Here is an 18,399-nt window from a genome sequence, read left to right as displayed (position 1 = left end):
TCCGCCCCTCGCATCGCTTCCCGCTCAGACGGTCTTGGGCGCGACGCCCTCACCCTGGGTCTTGGTCTCGCCCTCGTGCTCGGCGAAGCGGACGATCGATTCGGCGAGCAGTCGCTCGGCCTCGGCCTTGTCGCCCCACTGGTCGACCTTGACCCACTTGTTGGGCTCGAGGTCCTTGTAGTGCTCGAAGAAGTGCTCGATCTCCTTCTTGGTGTACTCCGGGATGTCCTCGAGGTCCTGGATGTGGCTCCAGCGGGGGTCCTTGGTCAGGACCGCGACGAGCTTGTCGTCTCCGCCGGCCTCGTCCTTCATCTTCAGCACGCCCACCGGGCGGACGCTGACCATGACGCCCGGGAAGAGCGTGACATCGAGCAGGACCAGCACGTCCAGCGGGTCGCCGTCCTCGCCGAGCGTGTTCTCGAAGAACCCGTAATCGGCGGGGTAGCCCATCGGCGTGAACAGCACGCGGTCGAGGAAGACGCGACCCGTGCCGTGGTCGACCTCGTACTTGACGCGGCTGCCGCGCGGGATCTCGATGACGGCGTCGTGTGCCATGCGTGTGCTCCTAGAAAGAGGGTGTGGGATGCCGCGAACCAGCCTACTGGGCGGGTGTGGGTGTCATAACTCCGCCTGCGCTGTGCCTGCCGCCGCCGCGTTCGGCGGATCGGCGGTCGTTCGATCAGCGCCCAGGAGGAGTTATGACACAGGTGGCCGCCTGTACCGTGGGGCCGTGGACACCCGACCGAGCCTGGATCCCACCGTCGCCGAGGTCCGCCTCGCCGTGCGCCGCGCGCTGAGCCCGCTTCCGGCGGGTTCAAGCGTCATCGTCGGGCTGTCCGGCGGCGCCGATTCCCTCGCGCTGGCCGCCGCCGTGGCGTTCGAGGCCCCGAAACTCGGGCTGCACGCGGTCGCCGTCACTGTGGACCACGGCCTGCAGGACGGATCGGATGCCGTGGCGCGGAGCGCCGCTCGAGCCGCGACCGATCTCGGACTCGAGGCGCGGGTCGTGCGGGTCGATGTCGCCGTGGACGGCGGCCCCGAGGCGGCTGCCCGGCAGGCCCGCTACGTCGCGCTCCGGCACGCCGCCCGCGAGGCCGGTGCCGTCGCGATCTTCGTCGCCCACACCCTCGACGATCAGGCCGAGACGGTGCTGCTGGGCCTGGCGCGCGGCTCCGGCGCCGCGAGCCTGCAGGGCATGGCACCGGAGACCGACGCTGAGGGCGTCTTGCTGCTGCGTCCGCTGCTCGAGGTGCGGCGGGCGACGACGCGAGCCGCCTGCGCCGCCCAAGGACTCGATGTCTGGGACGACCCGCACAACCGCGATCCGCGGTTCGCCCGCGCGCGGGTGCGCGAACACGTGCTGCCGGTGCTCGAGGACGAACTCGGCCCCGGCATCGCCGAGGCGCTGGCGCGCACCGCCGCTCAGCTGCGCGAGGACGCGGAGGCCTTCGACGAGATGATCGAGGAGACCATCGAGGATCTCGTCGAGCACGCCGAAGCCGGCATCTCCGTGTCGGTGCCCGCCCTTGCAGCCAATCCTGCCGCCCTGCGGCACCGGATCATCCGCCACGTCGTCGAGGCGGAGTTCGGTGCGAGCCTCACGCGCTCGCAGACGCTCGAGGTCGCCCGTCTCGCGACCGACTGGTCGGGACAGGGGCCGATCGACCTGCCGGGATGCCGCGCACGCCGCGAAGCGGGTCGGATCGCGTTCACCGCGCGTGCGGCGACGGATCACCCGCCTGCGTAGGGTGAGGCCATGAAGGTCATCGCGGTGTACAGCGTCAAAGGCGGCGTGGGCAAGTCGACGACCGCCGTCAACCTGGCGTGGGAGGCAGCGAGCAAGCACCGCGTGCTGCTCTGGGACCTCGACCCGCAGGGCTCGGCAACCTTCCTCCTCGATGTGAAGCCGAAGCTGCGCGGCGGCGCCGAGGCGCTCCTGCAGGGTCGGTCGAAGATCGCCGATGCGGTCCGGGCGACCGGGGTGCCGGGGCTGGATGTGCTGCCAGGCGACGAGAGCTACCGCGACCTCGAGCTCGTGCTCGACCAGGCCAAGCACTCCGAGGGGCGCATCGACAGGGCGCTCGGTTCGCTTTCGGGCGACTACGACGTGATCGTGCTGGACTGCCCGCCGGGTTCATCGCTGCTCGCCCAGAACGTCATCCGCGCGGCCGACGTGGTCGTGCTGCCCCTGGTCCCCTCGCCGCTGTCGGCGCGTTCGCTTGAGCAGGTGCGCGACATCGTCAGGGCCGAGAAGCATCCGCCCGCGGTCCTCGCGTTCCTCTCGATGGTCGATCGTCGCAAGACCGCCCATCGCGCGGCGATCGAGAACCTCGCCGCCGTCGAGCCCGAGGTGATCGACGTGGCCGTGCCGCACAGCGTGGTCGTCGAGCGGATGGGCTACGAGCGCGTGCCCGTGGGCGCTTCGGCGCCCTCGAGCGAGGCAGCTCGTGCGTACGCGACGCTCTGGAAGGCGGTGTGGTCGCAGGTCTCCCCGGCCAAGGCCGGAAAGTCCTGAGCGGCGAATCGCCCGCGTGGGCACGGCCGTCGCGAGCCTAGACTTCTCAGCATGCGCGCCGCCGAGATCCAGAGCGATCTGACCACCGTCCTCGTGACCGAGGAGGAGATCCTCGCCAAGCTCGAGGAGATCGCCGCGCAGGTCGCCGTCGACTATGCCGGCAAGGACCTGCTTCTGGTCGGGGTCCTCAAGGGCGCCGTGATGGTGATGGCGGACTTTTCGCGGGCGCTTCCGAGCAGTGTGCCGATGGACTGGATGGCCGTCTCCTCGTACGGGGCCGGCACGAAGTCCAGCGGCGTGGTCCAGATCCGCAAGGACCTCGACACCGACCTGCACGACAAGCATGTGCTGATCGTCGAGGACATCATCGACTCCGGACTCACCCTCAGCTGGCTGCTGGAGAATTTCGCGTCGCGCGGTGCGCTCTCGATCGAGGTGTTCGCACTGCTTCGCAAGCCGGATGCCGCGAAGGTGCAGGTCGACTGCAGATACGTCGGGTTCGACATCCCGAACGAATTCGTGGTCGGCTACGGCCTGGACTACGCCGACGAGTACCGCAATCTGCGCGACGTCGCAGTGCTGGCGCCGCACGTCTACAGCTGACGGCTGTACGCCGTCGGCGAATGCACAGTCTGCCCATAGGCGCCGCGTTATAGCCTGAACGCACCATGGACTTCAAGAAGATCACTCGGAACCCGCTCTTCTATGTGCTGTTGATCGGTATCTTCCTGATCGTCGGGTTCTCACTCATCTCAAGCCTCGGCGGCGCCAAGCAGATCTCCACGCAGGAGGGGCTGAAGCTGCTCGACGGCGGAACCGTGACCGAGGTCCTCAACACCGACGGCGACCAGCGCGTCGACATGAAGCTGTCCAAGCCCTACGAAGGCGCGTCCGACGTGCAGTTCTACTACGTCGGTGCCCGTGCCAGCGAGGTCGTCGACGCGATCAACGCGGCCGACCCCGCCGACGGGTTCAACGACGCCGTTCCGCGCCCGAGCTGGTTCGACGGTTTCATCTCGCTGATGCTCCCGCTGCTGCTCCTCGGAGTCCTGTTCTGGTTCCTGCTCTCCTCCGCGCAGGGCGGGGGCAGCAAGGTCATGCAGTTCGGCAAGTCCCGCGCGAAACTCGTGAGCAAGGAGAGCCCGACCGTCACATTCGACGACGTCGCCGGCTCCGATGAGGCGATCGAAGAGATGCAGGAGATCAAGGACTTCCTGAAGGACCCGGCGCGCTTCCAGGCCGTCGGCGCCCGCATCCCGAAGGGCGTGCTGCTGTACGGCCCTCCCGGAACCGGAAAGACCCTGCTCGCCCGCGCCGTCGCCGGCGAGGCGGGAGTGCCCTTCTACTCGATCTCAGGTTCGGACTTCGTCGAGATGTTCGTCGGCGTCGGCGCGAGCCGCGTACGCGACCTGTTCAACCAGGCGAAGGAATCCAGCCCCGCGATCATCTTCATCGACGAGATCGACGCCGTCGGCCGCCACCGCGGCGCCGGCATGGGCGGCGGTCACGACGAGCGCGAGCAGACGCTGAACCAGATGCTCGTCGAGATGGACGGCTTCGACCCGAAGGTCAACGTCATCGTCATCGCGGCGACCAACCGCCCCGACATCCTCGACCCGGCGCTGCTTCGTCCCGGTCGCTTCGATCGTCAGATCGGCGTGGACGCGCCCGACCTCAAGGGCCGCAAGCGCATCCTCGAGGTCCACGGTCGCGGCAAGCCGCTCGCGGACGGCGTCGACCTCGAGGTCGTCGCGCGAAAGACGCCCGGCTTCACCGGTGCCGACCTCGCGAACGTGTTGAACGAGGCCGCCCTGCTGACCGCACGCTCGAACGCGCAGCTCATCGACAACCGAGCCCTCGACGAGGCCATCGACCGCGTGATCGCCGGCCCCCAGCGCCGGACGCGTGTGATGCGCGACAAGGAGAAGCTGATCACCGCGTACCACGAGGGCGGACACGCACTCGCGGCGGCGGCGATGAACAACACCGACCCCGTCACGAAGGTGACGATCCTGCCGCGCGGCAAGGCGCTGGGCTACACGATGGTGCTGCCGCTGGATGACAAGTACTCGATCACCCGCAACGAGCTCCAGGACCAGCTGACCTACGCCATGGGCGGACGCGTCGCCGAGGAGATCGTCTTTCACGACCCGACCACCGGTGCGAGCAACGACATCGAGAAGGCCACCGGCATCGCCCGCAAGATGGTCACCGAGTACGGCATGACCAACGAGGTCGGTCCGGTCAAGCTCGGCTCCGCCAGCGGCGAGGTCTTCATGGGCCGCGACATGGGTCACGGCCGCGAGTTCAGCGAGAAGATCGCCGAGCGCATCGACGTCGAGGTGCGCGCGCTCATCGAGCAGGCGCACAACGAGGCCTACCAGGTCATCAACGACAACCGCGAAGTGCTGGACCGCCTGGCTCTGGAGCTCCTCGAGAAGGAGACGCTGGACCACCTCGAGCTGGCCGAGATCTTCAAGGACGTCAAGCGCCTGCCGCCGCGCCCCCAGTGGCTCTCCAGCAACGAGCGTCCGGTCTCGCACCAGCCGCCCGTCGAGGTGCCGAAGCGTCGCGCCGAGGCGGGCCTTGCGGCCTCGGTCGAAGCAGAGCAGACCGCAGCCGAGAAGGCGCCCAAGCGTCGGCCCACCGGGCAGGCGCGACCCGCGACCGCGTAGGCTCGGGGCGTGCCCGTCGACCGTGATCGCGTCGCCGCGCTCGTGCGCGAGCTGCTGGCGGCGATCGGGGAGGATCCCGAACGCCCGGGACTGAAGCTCACGCCGCAGCGCGTCGCGGACGCCTACGCCGAGTTCTTCTCGGGTGTGGGGACGGATGCCGCTGCCCCGCTCGCCCACACCATCTCGGTCTCCCGCGGGCCGGCGCCGGATACCCTGCCCTCCGGGGCGGTGATGCTGCGCGACATCCGCTTCCGCTCCGTCTGCGAGCACCACCTGCTGCCTTTCCGCGGTCACGCGCACATCGCCTATCTGCCAGGCGAGCAGGTCGTCGGCCTCGGCGCGCTGCCGAAGGTCGTCGACATCCTGGCGGCGCGTCCGCAGGTGCAGGAGCGCCTCGGGGAGCAGATCGCCGACACGATCGCGGGCTCGCTCGACACCCGCGGCGTGCTGGTCGTGCTGGAAGCCAGCCACGAGTGCGTCACCATGCGCGGTGACCAGCAATCCGAGGCCTCGACCGTCACCATCGCGGCGCGCGGCGAGCTGGCCGAACCCGCCGCTCGCGCGGAGCTGATCGCGCTGCTGGGCGCATCGCGGACGCTGGGGAACGGCTGAGTCATGCGTACGCAGATCATGGGGATCCTCAACGTGACCCCCGACTCATTCAGTGACGGCGGTCGCTATCAGGCCACCGACGCGGCGATCGAGCGGGGGCTGCTGCTGCGGTCGCAGGGCGCGATGCTGATCGACGTGGGCGGTGAATCCACGCGGCCGGGTGCCGAGCGCGTCGCGCCCGCCCTCGAGCAGGAGCGCGTGCTCCCGGTCGTCCGCAGACTCGCCGAGGCAGAGGTGCTGGTCAGCGTCGACACGATGAACGCCTCCACCGCGCTGGCCGCCGTGGAGGCGGGCGCCCGCGTCGTGAACGACGTGTCGGGCGGCCTGGCCGACCCCGACCTGCTGGGGGCGATGGCGGCGACCGAGGCCGACATCGTGCTCGGGCACTGGCGCGGCCACTCCGCGCAGATGTACGCGCGCGCCGACTACGACGACGTCGTGCGCGAGGTGGTGACCGAGCTCGCGCTGCGGGTGGATGCCGCCGCGGCCGCCGGCATCGCACCGTCGCGCGTCATCCTCGATCCGGGTATCGGCTTCGGCAAGAAGGGCGATCAGAATTGGGCGGTGCTGCGCGCGCTGTCCAGGATCGTCGGCCTCGGCCATCGCGTGCTGGTCGGCACGAGTCGCAAGGGGTTCCTCGCCGACGCGCTGCAGGATGTCCAGGACGACGGCGCACCGGCATCCGAATCCCGTCGCGATCTGGCGACGGCCGTCACCAGCGTCCTCAGCGCCCAAGCGGGCGCCTGGGCGGTCCGGGTGCACGACGTGCCCGCGACGCGCGATGCGCTCGTGATCGCTGCACGGTGGGAAGGCTGAGGGACGCCATGGATGAGATCACCCTGACCGGACTCCGCGTTTTCGGGCGCCACGGCGTGTTCGAGCACGAGCGTCACCACGGCCAGATCTTCGTCGTGGATGCGACCCTCTCCGTCAGCACCGCGGCCGCAGCACGCAGCGACGACGTCGCCGACACCGTCCATTACGGAGAGGTCGCCGAGCGCATCGCCGCCATCGTCGGGGGTGAGCCGGTCAACCTGATCGAGACGCTCGCGCAGCGCATCGCCGATGAGCTGCTGACCGACCAGCCGGTGCACACGGTGGCCGTCACGGTGCACAAGCCCGATGCGCCGATCGATCTGCCGTTCACCGATGTGGCGGTCACGATCCGTCGCTCGCGGGACGCGGAAGAGGAGCCCTCATCATGAGCCGTCGACTCGCACACGGGGCGGACGGGGCTCCCGCTCCCGAGACCCGCGCCTCCGTCCGGGCGGTCATCGCGCTCGGCGCGAACCTCGGCGATCGCGCGGCGACGCTCGGGCACGCGGTCGCCGACCTCGGCCGCCTGCCGCTGACCGATGACGTCCTGGCATCAGCGGCAATCGAGACGATCGCGATGAAGCCCGATGGGCCGGATGCCGCGGCCCCGGCCTACCTCAACGCGGTGGCGATCGTCACCACGCGGCTGGCGCCGACGGTGCTGCTGGCGTACCTGCACGCGATCGAGGCACGTTACCGACGCGAACGCGCCGCGGTCCGCTCGGCCTCGGATCCGGGGTGGGAGGATCGCACGCTGGATCTCGACCTCATCGTCTACGGCGACGTGCGCAGCGACGATCCCGCGCTGCTGCTGCCGCATCCCCGGGCCGGCGAGCGCGACTTCGTGCTGATCCCCTGGCTCTCGATCGATCCCGACGCCGAGCTTGCGGGCGCCGGCCGGATCGACGAGCTGCTCGCGGCGCTCCAGCGCGATGACGGGGAGTCCGCGTGAGACGCACGGGTCCCGGTATCCTGCTCCTGGCCGCAGCGATCGGCATCGCCGGAGGCTTCCTTCTCGACCAAGCCCTGACCGCGGGCGGACGCGCGACGTTCAATCCCACGATCACGCTGCCGATCTTCCTCGCGCTGCTCGGCGCGATCGTGGTCGCGCTCGCCCTGCCGATCCGTCGCGCCACGCGCGGGAAGATCGCCCCGGTCAACCCCTTCTGGGCGCTTCGGGTCGCCATCCTGTCGAAGGCCTCGAGCATCGTCGGCGCCGTCGTCGGCGGGTTCGGCGGAGGGCTCACGATCTTCCTGCTGACCCGACCGGTGTCGCCGTCGATAGGCTCGTTGGGACCCATCATCGCGACGGTGGTCTGCGGCGCAGCGCTGGTGGCCGCGGGACTCTACGCCGAACACCTCTGCACGATCCGGAAGGACGACGATGACGAACAGCCCGGACCCGCAGGGCCTGGAGCCGTCGGCACGTGATGCGGCTCCGCTGACATCGAGCCCGGACGTGCTCGATCGCGACACGTACGACGCGATCCTCGAGCCTCGGTCGGCGAATCGGCTGCCGCTGGGCGACGGAACGTGGCACCAGCTGGCCAAGCAGTACGTGTGGGTCCAGCTGATCTCGACGGGTGCCGCGTTCCTGCTGGGGCTCGCGGCCGCCCTGGTCGTTTCGCTGGTGTGGCACCAGTGGTGGGTGTGGATCCCCGGCGGCATCTTCCTGGTGATGATGGCGTGGACGCTGATCATCACTCCGCGGCAGGCCCGCGCATACGGGTACCAGCTGCGCCACGACGATCTCGTCTTCCGCCGCGGCATCCTGTGGCAGCGCGTGGTGGCGGTCCCCTACGGCCGCATGCAGCTGGTCGACATCACCCACGGGCCGCTGGACCGCGGATTCGGCATCGCGCAGCTCAAGCTCGTCACCGCTGCCGCATCGACCGGTGTCGTCATCCCCGGGCTGACGCAGCAGGCGGCCGAGAACCTCCGCGACACACTCGTGGATGTCTCCGAGACCCGCCGGACGGGACTGTGACCGACGCGGCAGCGGTCCCTCCCGACACCACTCCGCCTGGTCTGCTTCCGGGAGCCCGGTCACCGCTCAGCGACGGGGAGTGGCACCGCCTCCACCCGCTCACCCCGTTGCTGCGCGGCGGGCTCTTCCTCCTCGTGATCGTCGGCATCGTCGTGGCGAACCTCCGGGACCGGCTCGTCTACCTGTTCCTGCCGTGGCTGGACGACGAGTACGAAGTCGAGATCGACCAGCTGGAAAACGGCGACCCGATCAACTGGATCGTCGCCAACAACCTGTACGTCGTCGCGCTCCTGGCCGTCCTCGGTGTCCTGCTGCTGCTGATCGGGGTCTTCTACCTCTCGTGGCGGTTCCACACGTTCCGCATCACCGGCGACGACGTCGAGGTGCGAAGCGGTGTGCTCTTCCGCACCCACCGACGGGCGCCGCTGGACCGGGTGCAGGGCGTCAACCTCACCCGGCCGATGGTCGCCCGCCTGCTCGGGATGGCCAAGCTCGAGGTCGTCGGCGCGGGACTGGACTCCAACGTCAAGCTCGAATACCTCTCCACGCTCAACGCCGAGCAGGTGCGGGCCGACATCCTGAGACTGGCTTCGGGCCGAAGGCTCGACGACGCAGCGCGAGCGGATGCCGCGCGGCACGGCACCTCGCGTGTCTCGGCAGCCGCATCCGTCGTCAGCGCCGGCATCAACGGGCTGATCACGGGCGCCGAGGAGCCGGTGGATGAGCCCGAGTCGGTCGTGCACATCCCCGTCGGGCGGCTCGTGGCATCCCGGCTCCTGAGCGGATCGACGGTGGCGCTGCTCGCGATCATCGCCTTCATCGTGTGGGGCGCGATCGCAGGCACCCCGTGGGTCCTGTTCAGTCTCGTTCCCGCTGTGATCGGGTTCGGCACGTACTGGGTGCGCACCATCACCCGCGCCCTGCGCTACTCGATCGCGCCGACGCCGAGCGGGGTGCGGATCACCTTCGGACTCTTCACGACGGTGACCGAGATCCTTCCGCCGGGTCGCGTGCACGCGGTCCAGGTGACGCAGTCGATCCTGTGGCGACCGTTCGGCTGGTGGGAGATCACCGTCAACCGGCTGTCGGGTCGAGGCCTGGCAGACGCCAACGCCGATCAGTTCACGACGGTGCTGCCGGTCGGCACGCGCACCGACGTCGAGCGCGTCCTCCGGCTGCTCCTGCCCGATCTGCCCGAGAACGAGTGGCCGATGGTGTTCGAGCAGGGGCTGCTCGGACCGGCGGCAGAAGACATCTACACGAACACGCCACGACGCGCCTGGCTGTTTCGTCCCCTGTCTTGGAAGCGCAACGGGTTCCTCCTCGCCCCTGACGTGCTGTTCCTGCGGCGCGGGGCGATCTGGCGTTCGCTCGCGATCTTCCCGATGGCGCGCATGCAGAGCATCGGGATCCACCAGGGCCCTGTCGACCGGCGGCTCGCCGTGGCCGGGATCCGCGCGCACACGATCACAGGTCGCGTGTCCGGGAGCATCGGCATCCTGGATCGCGACGCGGCGCTGGACCTGTTCGAGCATGTCGAAGCGGCCGTGGTGACGGCGACGGCGGGCGATCGGAGTCATCGGTGGGCGGGCGAGGTCGCTCCGGTCCCCGAGCCTGTCGAGGGGCCGGCCGAGCAGTCGGAGCCCACCCCATGAGGCGCGACGGACGCCTGGGCATCGGCATCATCGGCGCCGGCCGCGTCGGTCCCGTCGTTGGCGCGGCGCTGGGCGGTGCCGGTCACGCGATCGTCGGCATCACGAGCGGCTCCGATGACGAGCGCGTGGCGGCTGTCCTGCCGGGCGTTCCCGTGCTCGATGTGCTCGAGGTGATCCGGCGCAGCGAGCTCGTGATCATCGCGGTGCCGCACGACGAGCTCGCCGGCCTCGTGAGCGGACTCGCCGATCTGGGCGCATGGCAGGTCGGCCAGCTCCTGCTGCACACCGATGCCGCGTACGGCACGGACGTGCTGGCCCCGGCAGCGTCGCGCGGGGCGATCCCGCTGGCGGTGCATCCGGCCCTCGCGTTCACGGGCACGTCCATGGACCTGCGCTCGCTGGCCCACTCGTATGCCGCCGTGACCGCGCCGGCTCCGGTGCTGCCGATCGCGCAGGCGCTCGCCGTCGAACTCGGCTGCGAGCCGGTGGTCGTCGCCGAGGCCGACCGTCCCGCCTACGCCGAAGCGCTGGAGATCGCCACAGCGTTCTCGCAGTCGATCGTGCGGCAGTCGACGTCGCTGCTCGCGGAGGCCGGCGTGCCCAACCCGGGGCGCTTCCTCTCGTCGCTGATCCATTCCACCGTCGATCACGCGCTCTCCGAGGCCGGCCCGATGGGCCCCATCGACCCGCTCGACGGATTGATCGACCCGCTCGACGGATGAGGCGCGGGCCGCGGCTCGGGGGTGCGCGCGCCCGGCCGGGCTCGGCTGCGGGGGTGGGGGGTGTGCGCGCCCGGCCCGGCTGCTTGCGCTGCTTTTTCCTGATCGCGCGGCGGCCCCGGTGGCCCGCGCTACAGTTTCCTGCTCGCGCGGCACCGATTTGCGCCGCGCGAGCAGGAAACAGCCGCGCGGGGGTACGGGCCCGGGGCCGAGCCAGAATCGCAGCGCGCGTGGAGTACCGCAGCGCGTACGCGCGCGCAGAACCGCAGCGCGTGCGCGGCCCGCCGCGCAGAGGGGCGTCCAGGCGTGCGCCGATAGACTTGCCGGGACTTCCGAGGAGCCCGACCGATGAGCAATACCCCCGCGCCCGCCGACGCGACCGAGCCCGCCGACGCGACCGCGCCCGCCGACGCGACCGCGCCCGCCGACGCGACCGAGTCCGCCGACGCGACCGAGTCCGCCGACGAGGACGCTCTCCGCGCTGAGCTTGCAGAAGTGTCCGAGCAGAAGGCCGTACGTCTTGCCAAGCGCGAGCGGCTGATCGCGGAGCGGACGGATGCCGCGGGCGGCGCCTACCCCGTCGGGGTGCCGGTCACCGACTCGATTCCGCGCGTGCGCGAGCGTTTCGGCGAGCTCGAAGCGGGCGCGGAGACCGGTGTCGTCGTCGGCGTCGCCGGACGCGTGGTCTCCAGCCGTAACACGGGCAAGCTGTGCTTCGCCACCCTGCAGGCGGGCGACGGCAGCCGCATCCAGGCCATGGTGTCGCTGGCCTCGGTCGGCGAGGAGTCGCTGCAGGACTGGAAGGACCTGGTCGACCTCGGCGATCACGTGTTCGTGAGCGGCGAGGTCATCTCCAGCCGCCGCGGTGAGCTGTCGATTCTGGCCTCGGACTGGGCGATCGCGGCCAAGGCGATCCTGCCCCTGCCGAACCTGCACAACGAACTGAGCGAAGAGAACCGGGTGCGCAGCCGCTACCTCGACCTCATCGTGCGCGAGCAGGCGCGCGACACCGTCCGCGCGCGCGCCAAGGTGAACGCATCCCTTCGGCAGACGTTCGCCGATCGCGGATACATCGAGGTTGAGACGCCGATGCTCCAGGTGCAGCACGGCGGCGCGTCGGCCCGCCCGTTCGTGACCCGCTCCAACGCGTTCGACACCGAGCTCTACCTGCGCATCGCCCCGGAGCTGTTCCTCAAGCGCGCGGTCGTCGGCGGCCTCGACCGGGTGTTCGAGATCAACCGCAACTTCCGCAACGAGGGCGCTGACTCCACGCACAGCCCCGAGTTCGCGATGCTCGAGTCCTACGAGGCCTACTCCGACTATCACGGGATCGCCGACCTGACCCAGGAGCTCGTGCAGAACGCGGCGATCGCGGTCACCGGGTCGACCACGGTCACGTGGGCCGACGGCACCGAGTTCGACCTCGGGGGTGAGTGGGACCGCATTTCGATGTACGACTCGCTCAACGAGGCGGTCGGGACCTGGTGGACCGAGGCGGAACCGCTTACGCCCATCTCACCCGACACCTCGGTCGAGGAGCTGCGCGCGCTGGCTGCGCTCGCCGACATCGACGACCCGCCGCAGCCGACCCACGGCAAGTACGTCGAGGAGCTGTGGGAGTACTTCGTCAAGGGCGACCTCACCCGGCCGACGTTCGTCATGGACTTCCCGCTCGACACCAGCCCGCTGGTGCGCGAGCACCGTTCCATCCCGGGCGTCGTGGAGAAGTGGGACCTCTACGTGCGTGGGTTCGAGCTGGCCACGGGATACTCCGAGCTCGTGGATCCGGTCATCCAGCGCGAGCGGTTCACCGAGCAGGCGAAGCTCGCCGCACGGGGCGATGTCGAGGCGATGCGGGTCGACGAGGAGTTCCTCCGGGCGCTCGAGCACGGGATGCCGCCGTCGGGCGGTCTCGGCATGGGGATCGACCGGCTGCTGATGGCGATCACGGGTCTCGGCATCCGCGAGACGATTCTGTTCCCGCTCGTGAAGTAGCGCCGCTCGACGGGCCATCGACCCCCGCTGCAGTGAGATCGGTCACCGCGGCCGGAACGCCCAGTCGGGCAGGTGCCCGGCATGCACGAACGAGCGCACGATCTCAGCGAGCCCGTGCTCCGGCTCGATCTCGCAGGCGGCGACGACGTACCGCTCGGCGTGCGTCGAGCGGCCCAGCGCCCACGCCAGCCATCCGCAGGTCGCGAGCGGACCCGCCCGCAGGGACCGCGGCGCGGCAGCGGCGATCCGTCGGGAGAGGGCGAGCGCAGCTTCGAGCCGGTCGGGATCCGGCCGCTCGCCCTCTCCCCACATCCGCATGGCCAGATGGGTCGGATACTCCTCGCCCGACTCCCATCGCAGCTGCGCGTCGAGGGCCTCATCGCCCGAGGCCAGCCCGCCGCACCACTGCACGAGCGCGATGTCGCGCAGCGCGGGCCGGGAGAGGCACCACAGGAGCGCCGCCGCGTCGAAGGGCGAGAGGTGCGCGGCATCCCACCCCATCGCGCTCTCGAACAGCGTGGGCAGGTCGTCGAGCGCGCAGACCGCGGCGAGCGCCTGCGGGTCGACCCTGCGGTCATCGGCGGTTGCCTCGTCGCCGGTGTGCTCCGTCGCGGCGGATTCGGCGTCGACGGCGGGTCCGCAGACCAGCTCCACGGCGTCCTGCAGCGAACGCAGGGCGCGAGCCGTTCGCGCGCTCTCCTCGGGATCGACCTCGGGCAGCTCCGCGCCCGCCGCCTGGTCGCCCGCAGCGATGTTCAGGTGCGACGCGCCCTCGGGCTCGTCCTGCAGCTCCTCGAGGGGCCGCCCGAACTGCGGGCAGAGCGGGTCGAACTGCGATCCCCAGGCGTCCGCGCCGACGCACAGGACGTCGTTCACATGGATTCCGCAGTCCTCCGCGCGGCGCTGGAGGGCTTCGGAGAGGCTGCGATGCGGCATCCCTCCCTCCGCGAACCCGGCATCGGTGTACGTGATGATGGCGAGGCCGTTCGCGTCCGGCAGCCGGCACACCATACCCAGCAGTGTGGCCGCGATGCGGTCGATCTCATCGAATTCGGATGCCGCGGGCAGGTCGATCCGCATCGCGCCGAGGCTGCGCGAACCGTCGAAGGGGACCATCACGACGCTCTGCGTCGGCCGATAGCCCAGCATGCGCGGGATGAGGGAGAGGAACTGCGCCGCGCCGGCGGCTTTGATGATCGTCGTCATGCACCGACGATGCCTGCCCGACCGTCGCGCCGGAGACTGCCTCCTCTGTCTGGGGATATCCGCGCGAGATGCGGCACCTGTGGAGGGATCGGCGAACCCGCAGGCGTGGGGAGGAACGTTCCCACCACCGGCCGAAACCGCATCCTCGGGCGCGTATTCTTGAGGCATGGACGAGTACTGGGTCGCGGTCTTCTGGTCGCTGCTGCCCACGATCGTCGTCAGCGGTCTGTTCTTCTTCATCCTGCGCAGCATCCTGCGATCGGATCGCACCGAGCGTCGCGTGTACGCGCGCATCGAAGCGGAGGAGCGCGCCAAGCGCGGACTTCCTCCGGTGCCGGCGGCTCCGGAGCGCTGAGGGCATCCCCACTAGGGTGGGGAGGACGCTCAGCCCCGGGGAGGCCAGGAATGACGATCACCTTCGACCCTTCCTGGTGGGTCATCCTGGTGTTCCTCACCGACCTGGTGATCCGCGTCACCGCGATCATCGTCGTGCCGCGCAACCGCCGTCCTACGGCCGCGATGGCCTGGCTGCTGGCCATCTACTTCATCCCATTCATCGGCGTCTTCCTGTTCCTGCTCATCGGGACCCCGCGGCTGCCCCGCAAGCGCCGCCGCAAGCAGGAACGGATCAACGCGTACATCCACGACACGAGCGAGTCGCTGGACTTCGGCACCCTGCGCCCGCACGCACCCGAGTGGTTCACGTCGCTGGTGACGCTCAACCGCAACCTGGGTGCAATGCCGCTCGCCGGCGACAACGAGGCGCACCTGACGTCGGATTATCAGCAGAGCCTCGACTCCATGGCGACCTCGATCCGCGCGGCCGAGCGGTACGTGCACGTCGAGTTCTACATCCTGCAGAGCGACGCATCCACCGACAACTTCTTCCGGGCGATGGAGGAGGTCGCCGCGCGCGGAGTCACGGTGCGCGTGCTGCTGGACCACTGGGCGAACCGTGGCAAGCCGTTCTACAAGAAGACCCTCAGGCGCCTTGACGCGATGGGCGCGGAATGGCATCTGATGCTGCCGGTGCAGCCGTTCAAGGGGAAGTACCAGCGCCCCGATCTGCGCAATCACCGCAAGCTCCTCGTCGTGGACGGACGCGTCGCGTTCACCGGATCGCAGAACGTCACCGACTCGACCTACAACCTCAAGAAGAACATCAAACGCGGTCTGCACTGGGTGGATCTGATGGCCCGCTTCGAGGGGCCGGTCGTGGCATCCGTCAACGCCGTCTTCCTCAGCGACTGGTACAGCGAGACGGACGAGGTGCTCACGGACGAGATCGATCTCTTCGACGTGAAGACCGGACCGGGCGACTTGGACTGCCAGATCATCCCCTCCGGACCGGGGTTCGAGTTCGAGAACAATCTCAAGCTGTTCGCCGGGCTCCTCTACGCCGCGCAGCGCAAGATCATCATCGTCAGCCCGTACTTCGTCCCGGATGAGGCGCTGCTCCTGGCGATCACGACCGCGTGCCAGCGCGGCATCCACGTCGAACTGTTCGTCTCGGAAGAGGGCGACCAGGCGATGGTCTACCACGCGCAGCGCAGCTACTACGAGGCGCTGCTGCGCGCGGGCGTGCACATCTGGATGTACCGGCGCCCGTACATCCTGCACAGCAAGTCGATGACGATCGACGACGAGGTCGCCATCATCGGCTCCAGCAACATGGACATGCGCTCGTTCGGTCTGAACATGGAGATCTCGATGCTCGTTCGCGGCGAGGAGTTCGTCAGCGAGATGCGCGAGGTCGAGGCATCCTATCGAGCCCTCAGCCGGCAGCTCACGCTCGAGGAGTGGGAGAAGCAGCCGCTTCGCTCGACCGTGCTGGACAACCTGGCGCGTCTGACGTCTGCGTTGCAGTAGGACGGTGCGGATGCCGCGGGTCGCGCGATCTGCGCGCTTTCCGGGGACCCTTCTCGCATTGTGATCGGGGCGTTACCGATCTCTCCGTCATCGCTCAGCGGTGCGCGCCATGATGGTTCTGTCGATGCGGTTTCCGCGCATCCGGCGCACCACCCTCGCCCCCTGCACACCGCATTCGGAAGGCCGCACGCTCATGGATCGTCGCACCCCCTCACTCCTGGCCGGTCTCGGCGTCGCCCTTCTCCTCGGCGGAGCCCTCGCCGGCTGCGCATCCTCGTCCGGCGGGACGGCGGCGACGCCCGGCGCATCGGAGTCGAGCACCGACGCGGAGATCACCGCGGCCTGGCTCGATGACGGACGCCTGATCGGCCTCGTGACCCAGGGCAGCTCGACCTGTGTGCCCGCGGCCGAGGACGCGCAGCTCGAGGCGGACGGCTCGCTCTCGGTGACGCTCGTCGAGCCCGAGGAGACCACCCCCTGCACGCGGGACCTGGTGCCTCGGGTGACGCTGGTGGACGCGCCGGAGGGCGTCGATCCTTCGAAGGACCTCGCCATCACCGTGGGCGGCGACAACTTCGCCGGCACCGCCGAGCTGGACGGCGTCGACGGGCTCGCCGGAGGCGGCACCACCGACTACCTGCCCAGCGCCGGATGGACCGACGAGGACGGCGAGTTCGTCCTGCTCACGTGGGGTTCTTCCTCGTGCGCACCGGTGATCCAGGATGTCGCGGCGACCGGCCCCGCTGAGGTCACCGTGACCTTCGTGACGCCGCCCGCCGACCAGGTCTGCACGATGGACATGGCCCCGCGCGCTGCCGTCGCCGTCGTCGACGGGCTGGAGGAGGACAGCGACGTGTCGCTGATCCTCGCCGGCAGCGCCGAGTTCGACAGCGTGCGGGTGCCGATCTACGGCTCGAACTAGCAGCGCGCGGTGCGCGCATCTGCGCGCCGGCACGTGTGACCCTCGCCGCGGGCCGGGTTGCGGCATCCGTCGCTCATTTGCCTCGGATGGCTGTCTGATCGCTGCCCGTAGCGAAGTCTGAGGCAACTGAACTTCATCCACGGCCGTTCATTTGCCCCGGTTCGCGGCCCGCCGGAGCGGTGCCGCGCATTCTGAGGCAAGTCAACGCCGATGCCCTCGGCACTGCTGAGGCTGTGGAGAACACGATCGTTCACAGAAGCGGATGCTGCGGCGCGCGCTGACTGTCCACCGTGCCACGTTCGTCGGATGAAACCCAGTCCCCTTCCCGCACCGTTGACGATGCCGTTCCTTGCGGCGCAAGCGCGCCTGCTCGGTGTGTCCCCGTCGCGCTTGCGCGCGTCGGATCTCCGCTCCCCGTACCACGGCACGCGCGCGGGCGAGATGCCTGCGATTGAGACGATGGAGGATTCCGTGCGACGGCGCGCCCTCGAATACTCACCGGCGATGCGATCCGCGGAGTTCTTCTGCCTGGTCGCCGCGGCAGTGCTGTGGGGCGCACCCTTGCCGTTCTACGCCTTCCAGGTGCCGTCGAATGAGGACGGGTTCACCGAGCGTCCGGTCGACGTCGGCGTCATCCTGCCCGCACGCGCAGCGCGCGGTCGCGGGGTTCGCGGCCGCTCGATCCGCGCTGGATGGGGAAGTGTGCGCACCGACCCCGCCACGGGGCTGCGTCTCACGAGTCCCGCGACCACCTGGGCGATGATGGGCCCGATCCTGGGTCGGGATGATCTCGTCGCGCTCGGCGACGGCTTCGTGCGGGAGCCGATGCGGTCCGACGACCCACCCGCACTCGCGACGATCGGCGAGCTGACCGCGGCCGTGGACGTGGGACGGCGGCCCGGCGTTCGGGCGCTACGGGAGGCTCTCCCGCTGATTCGCACACGCTCCCGGTCGCGGAAAGAGACGCAGACGCGGCTTGTGCTGACAGACGCGCGACTCCCGGAGCCGGAGCTCAACTTCCCGGTTCTCGTCGGCGGGTCGATCGTCGCGTTGATCGACCTCGCATTTCCCGAGCTGCTGCTGGGCTTCGAGTATGAGGGTGAGCAGCATCTCATCGATCCCGAGCAGTGGGCATCGGACATCAGGAGGTACGAGATGCTGACATCGCTCGGATGGCGCATCATCCGCGTCACGAAGTCGGACCTTCGCGCGCAGCGCGCGAACTTCGTCGCCCGAGCGCGAGCCGCGTATTCTGCGGCCGCAGCGAGCCGCGGCGGTCTCCTCGACCGGTCGTCATCCGCGGTTCGTTTGCCTCAGAACGCGATCAGCAACGCATGAAGACCGCATTGTGAGGCAAACGAATCGCCGGCCCGTGTCGTTGAGTTGCCTCGGATTGCGTGCACACGCCGGCCGAAGTCGCGTTCTGTG

Annotated in this window: 19 protein-coding genes; 17 read left to right on the top strand and 2 right to left on the bottom strand. The window is 69.6% G+C overall.

All coding sequences use genetic code 11. The features are described from left to right. Positions 1-24: 24 nt before the first annotated feature. Complete coding sequence (ppa, locus tag BLT19_RS01225; protein WP_091485183.1) at positions 25-555, bottom strand: inorganic diphosphatase; 531 nt, start codon at positions 553-555, stop codon at positions 25-27. Between the two features lie 175 nt (positions 556-730). Between ppa and tilS the strand changes: the two genes are divergently transcribed. From tilS to lysS, 13 genes are all read left to right on the top strand, one after another. Next, positions 731-1,747: a tRNA lysidine(34) synthetase TilS gene (tilS, locus tag BLT19_RS01220; protein WP_231917732.1), complete on the top strand. Its 1,017-nt coding sequence runs from the start codon at positions 731-733 to the stop codon at positions 1,745-1,747. 9 nt (positions 1,748-1,756) lie between these two features. Further along, positions 1,757-2,515, top strand: coding sequence for a ParA family protein (locus BLT19_RS01215; protein WP_091485178.1), 759 nt, complete (start codon positions 1,757-1,759; stop codon positions 2,513-2,515). 51 nt (positions 2,516-2,566) lie between these two features. Continuing rightward, complete coding sequence (gene hpt / locus BLT19_RS01210; RefSeq protein WP_091485175.1) at positions 2,567-3,118, top strand: hypoxanthine phosphoribosyltransferase; 552 nt, start codon at positions 2,567-2,569, stop codon at positions 3,116-3,118. Between the two features lie 65 nt (positions 3,119-3,183). After that, a complete protein-coding gene (gene ftsH / locus BLT19_RS01205) occupies positions 3,184-5,190 on the top strand; it encodes an ATP-dependent zinc metalloprotease FtsH (protein WP_091485174.1) in 2,007 nt (668 codons plus the stop codon). 9 nt (positions 5,191-5,199) lie between these two features. Beyond that, positions 5,200-5,802, top strand: a complete 603-nt coding sequence (gene folE, locus BLT19_RS01200; protein WP_091485173.1) for a GTP cyclohydrolase I — start codon at positions 5,200-5,202, stop codon at positions 5,800-5,802. Positions 5,803-5,805: 3 nt separating this feature from the next. Next, the gene (folP, locus tag BLT19_RS01195) at positions 5,806-6,618 is read left to right on the top strand and encodes a dihydropteroate synthase (protein ID WP_091485171.1); all 813 of its coding nucleotides are present in this window, start codon (positions 5,806-5,808) and stop codon (positions 6,616-6,618) included. Positions 6,619-6,626: 8 nt separating this feature from the next. Further along, the gene (gene folB / locus BLT19_RS01190; protein ID WP_091485168.1) at positions 6,627-7,007 is read left to right on the top strand and encodes a dihydroneopterin aldolase; all 381 of its coding nucleotides are present in this window, start codon (positions 6,627-6,629) and stop codon (positions 7,005-7,007) included. Beyond that, positions 7,004-7,570, top strand: a complete 567-nt coding sequence (gene folK, locus BLT19_RS01185) for a 2-amino-4-hydroxy-6-hydroxymethyldihydropteridine diphosphokinase (RefSeq protein ID WP_091485165.1) — start codon at positions 7,004-7,006, stop codon at positions 7,568-7,570. The genes folB and folK overlap by 4 nt, the downstream gene beginning before the upstream one ends. Continuing rightward, entirely contained in the window at positions 7,567-8,049 is a 483-nt protein-coding gene (locus BLT19_RS01180; protein WP_091485163.1) for a DUF3180 domain-containing protein, read from the top strand. Before folK ends, BLT19_RS01180 begins: the two co-directional genes overlap by 4 nt. After that, positions 8,003-8,605 (top strand): PH domain-containing protein, encoded by a 603-nt coding sequence (locus tag BLT19_RS01175; protein WP_091485160.1) that lies wholly within the window; start codon positions 8,003-8,005, stop codon positions 8,603-8,605. Before BLT19_RS01180 ends, BLT19_RS01175 begins: the two co-directional genes overlap by 47 nt. Then, positions 8,602-10,260, top strand: coding sequence for a PH domain-containing protein (locus BLT19_RS01170; RefSeq protein WP_231917731.1), 1,659 nt, complete (start codon positions 8,602-8,604; stop codon positions 10,258-10,260). Before BLT19_RS01175 ends, BLT19_RS01170 begins: the two co-directional genes overlap by 4 nt. Continuing rightward, positions 10,257-10,982, top strand: coding sequence for a Rossmann-like and DUF2520 domain-containing protein (locus BLT19_RS01165; protein ID WP_091485158.1), 726 nt, complete (start codon positions 10,257-10,259; stop codon positions 10,980-10,982). The genes BLT19_RS01170 and BLT19_RS01165 overlap by 4 nt, the downstream gene beginning before the upstream one ends. Before the next feature lie 345 nt (positions 10,983-11,327). After that, on the top strand, positions 11,328-12,974 hold the full coding sequence (gene lysS / locus BLT19_RS01160; RefSeq protein WP_091485156.1) for a lysine--tRNA ligase: 1,647 nt from the start codon (positions 11,328-11,330) through the stop codon (positions 12,972-12,974). Between the two features lie 42 nt (positions 12,975-13,016). On the opposite strand, the gene BLT19_RS01155 is transcribed toward lysS, so the two are convergent. Beyond that, positions 13,017-14,180 (bottom strand): DUF4192 family protein, encoded by a 1,164-nt coding sequence (locus BLT19_RS01155; protein WP_091485153.1) that lies wholly within the window; start codon positions 14,178-14,180, stop codon positions 13,017-13,019. Positions 14,181-14,346: 166 nt separating this feature from the next. Here BLT19_RS01155 and BLT19_RS01150 point away from each other — a divergent pair, with 166 nt between their 5' ends. The 4 genes from BLT19_RS01150 to BLT19_RS01135 all read left to right on the top strand — a co-directional run bounded on the left by BLT19_RS01150 (position 14,347) and on the right by BLT19_RS01135 (position 18,309). Further along, complete coding sequence (locus BLT19_RS01150) at positions 14,347-14,535, top strand: hypothetical protein (protein WP_091485150.1); 189 nt, start codon at positions 14,347-14,349, stop codon at positions 14,533-14,535. A gap of 50 nt (positions 14,536-14,585) precedes the next feature. Further along, on the top strand, positions 14,586-16,049 hold the full coding sequence (gene cls, locus BLT19_RS01145) for a cardiolipin synthase (protein ID WP_091485147.1): 1,464 nt from the start codon (positions 14,586-14,588) through the stop codon (positions 16,047-16,049). A 193-nt stretch (positions 16,050-16,242) separates the two neighbouring features. Further along, entirely contained in the window at positions 16,243-16,971 is a 729-nt protein-coding gene (locus BLT19_RS01140) for a hypothetical protein (RefSeq protein WP_091493053.1), read from the top strand. A gap of 210 nt (positions 16,972-17,181) precedes the next feature. Continuing rightward, complete coding sequence (locus tag BLT19_RS01135) at positions 17,182-18,309, top strand: hypothetical protein (protein WP_157681725.1); 1,128 nt, start codon at positions 17,182-17,184, stop codon at positions 18,307-18,309. Positions 18,310-18,399: the final 90 nt, after the last annotated feature.

The organism is Microbacterium pygmaeum (assembly GCF_900100885.1).
Lineage (GTDB): Bacteria > Actinomycetota > Actinomycetes > Actinomycetales > Microbacteriaceae > Microbacterium > Microbacterium pygmaeum.
Note: the sequence above shows the minus strand (reverse complement) of the source record. Positions and strands in the feature narration are given on the sequence as shown.

Excerpts from the sequence above, each read along its gene's own strand:
- ppa (WP_091485183.1), bottom strand. The coding sequence starts at position 555 with ATGGCACACGACGCCGTCATCGAGATCCCGCGCGGCAGCCGCGTCAAG.
- BLT19_RS01215 (WP_091485178.1), top strand. The coding sequence starts at position 1,757 with ATGAAGGTCATCGCGGTGTACAGCGTCAAAGGCGGCGTGGGCAAGTCG.
- hpt (WP_091485175.1), top strand. The coding sequence starts at position 2,567 with ATGCGCGCCGCCGAGATCCAGAGCGATCTGACCACCGTCCTCGTGACC.
- ftsH (WP_091485174.1), top strand. The coding sequence starts at position 3,184 with ATGGACTTCAAGAAGATCACTCGGAACCCGCTCTTCTATGTGCTGTTG.
- folP (WP_091485171.1), top strand. The coding sequence starts at position 5,806 with ATGCGTACGCAGATCATGGGGATCCTCAACGTGACCCCCGACTCATTC.
- folB (WP_091485168.1), top strand. The coding sequence starts at position 6,627 with ATGGATGAGATCACCCTGACCGGACTCCGCGTTTTCGGGCGCCACGGC.
- folK (WP_091485165.1), top strand. The coding sequence starts at position 7,004 with ATGAGCCGTCGACTCGCACACGGGGCGGACGGGGCTCCCGCTCCCGAG.
- BLT19_RS01175 (WP_091485160.1), top strand. The coding sequence starts at position 8,003 with ATGACGAACAGCCCGGACCCGCAGGGCCTGGAGCCGTCGGCACGTGAT.
- BLT19_RS01165 (WP_091485158.1), top strand. The coding sequence starts at position 10,257 with ATGAGGCGCGACGGACGCCTGGGCATCGGCATCATCGGCGCCGGCCGC.
- lysS (WP_091485156.1), top strand. The coding sequence starts at position 11,328 with ATGAGCAATACCCCCGCGCCCGCCGACGCGACCGAGCCCGCCGACGCG.
- BLT19_RS01155 (WP_091485153.1), bottom strand. The coding sequence starts at position 14,180 with ATGACGACGATCATCAAAGCCGCCGGCGCGGCGCAGTTCCTCTCCCTC.
- BLT19_RS01150 (WP_091485150.1), top strand. The coding sequence starts at position 14,347 with ATGGACGAGTACTGGGTCGCGGTCTTCTGGTCGCTGCTGCCCACGATC.
- cls (WP_091485147.1), top strand. The coding sequence starts at position 14,586 with ATGACGATCACCTTCGACCCTTCCTGGTGGGTCATCCTGGTGTTCCTC.
- BLT19_RS01140 (WP_091493053.1), top strand. The coding sequence starts at position 16,243 with ATGGATCGTCGCACCCCCTCACTCCTGGCCGGTCTCGGCGTCGCCCTT.
- BLT19_RS01135 (WP_157681725.1), top strand. The coding sequence starts at position 17,182 with ATGCCCTCGGCACTGCTGAGGCTGTGGAGAACACGATCGTTCACAGAA.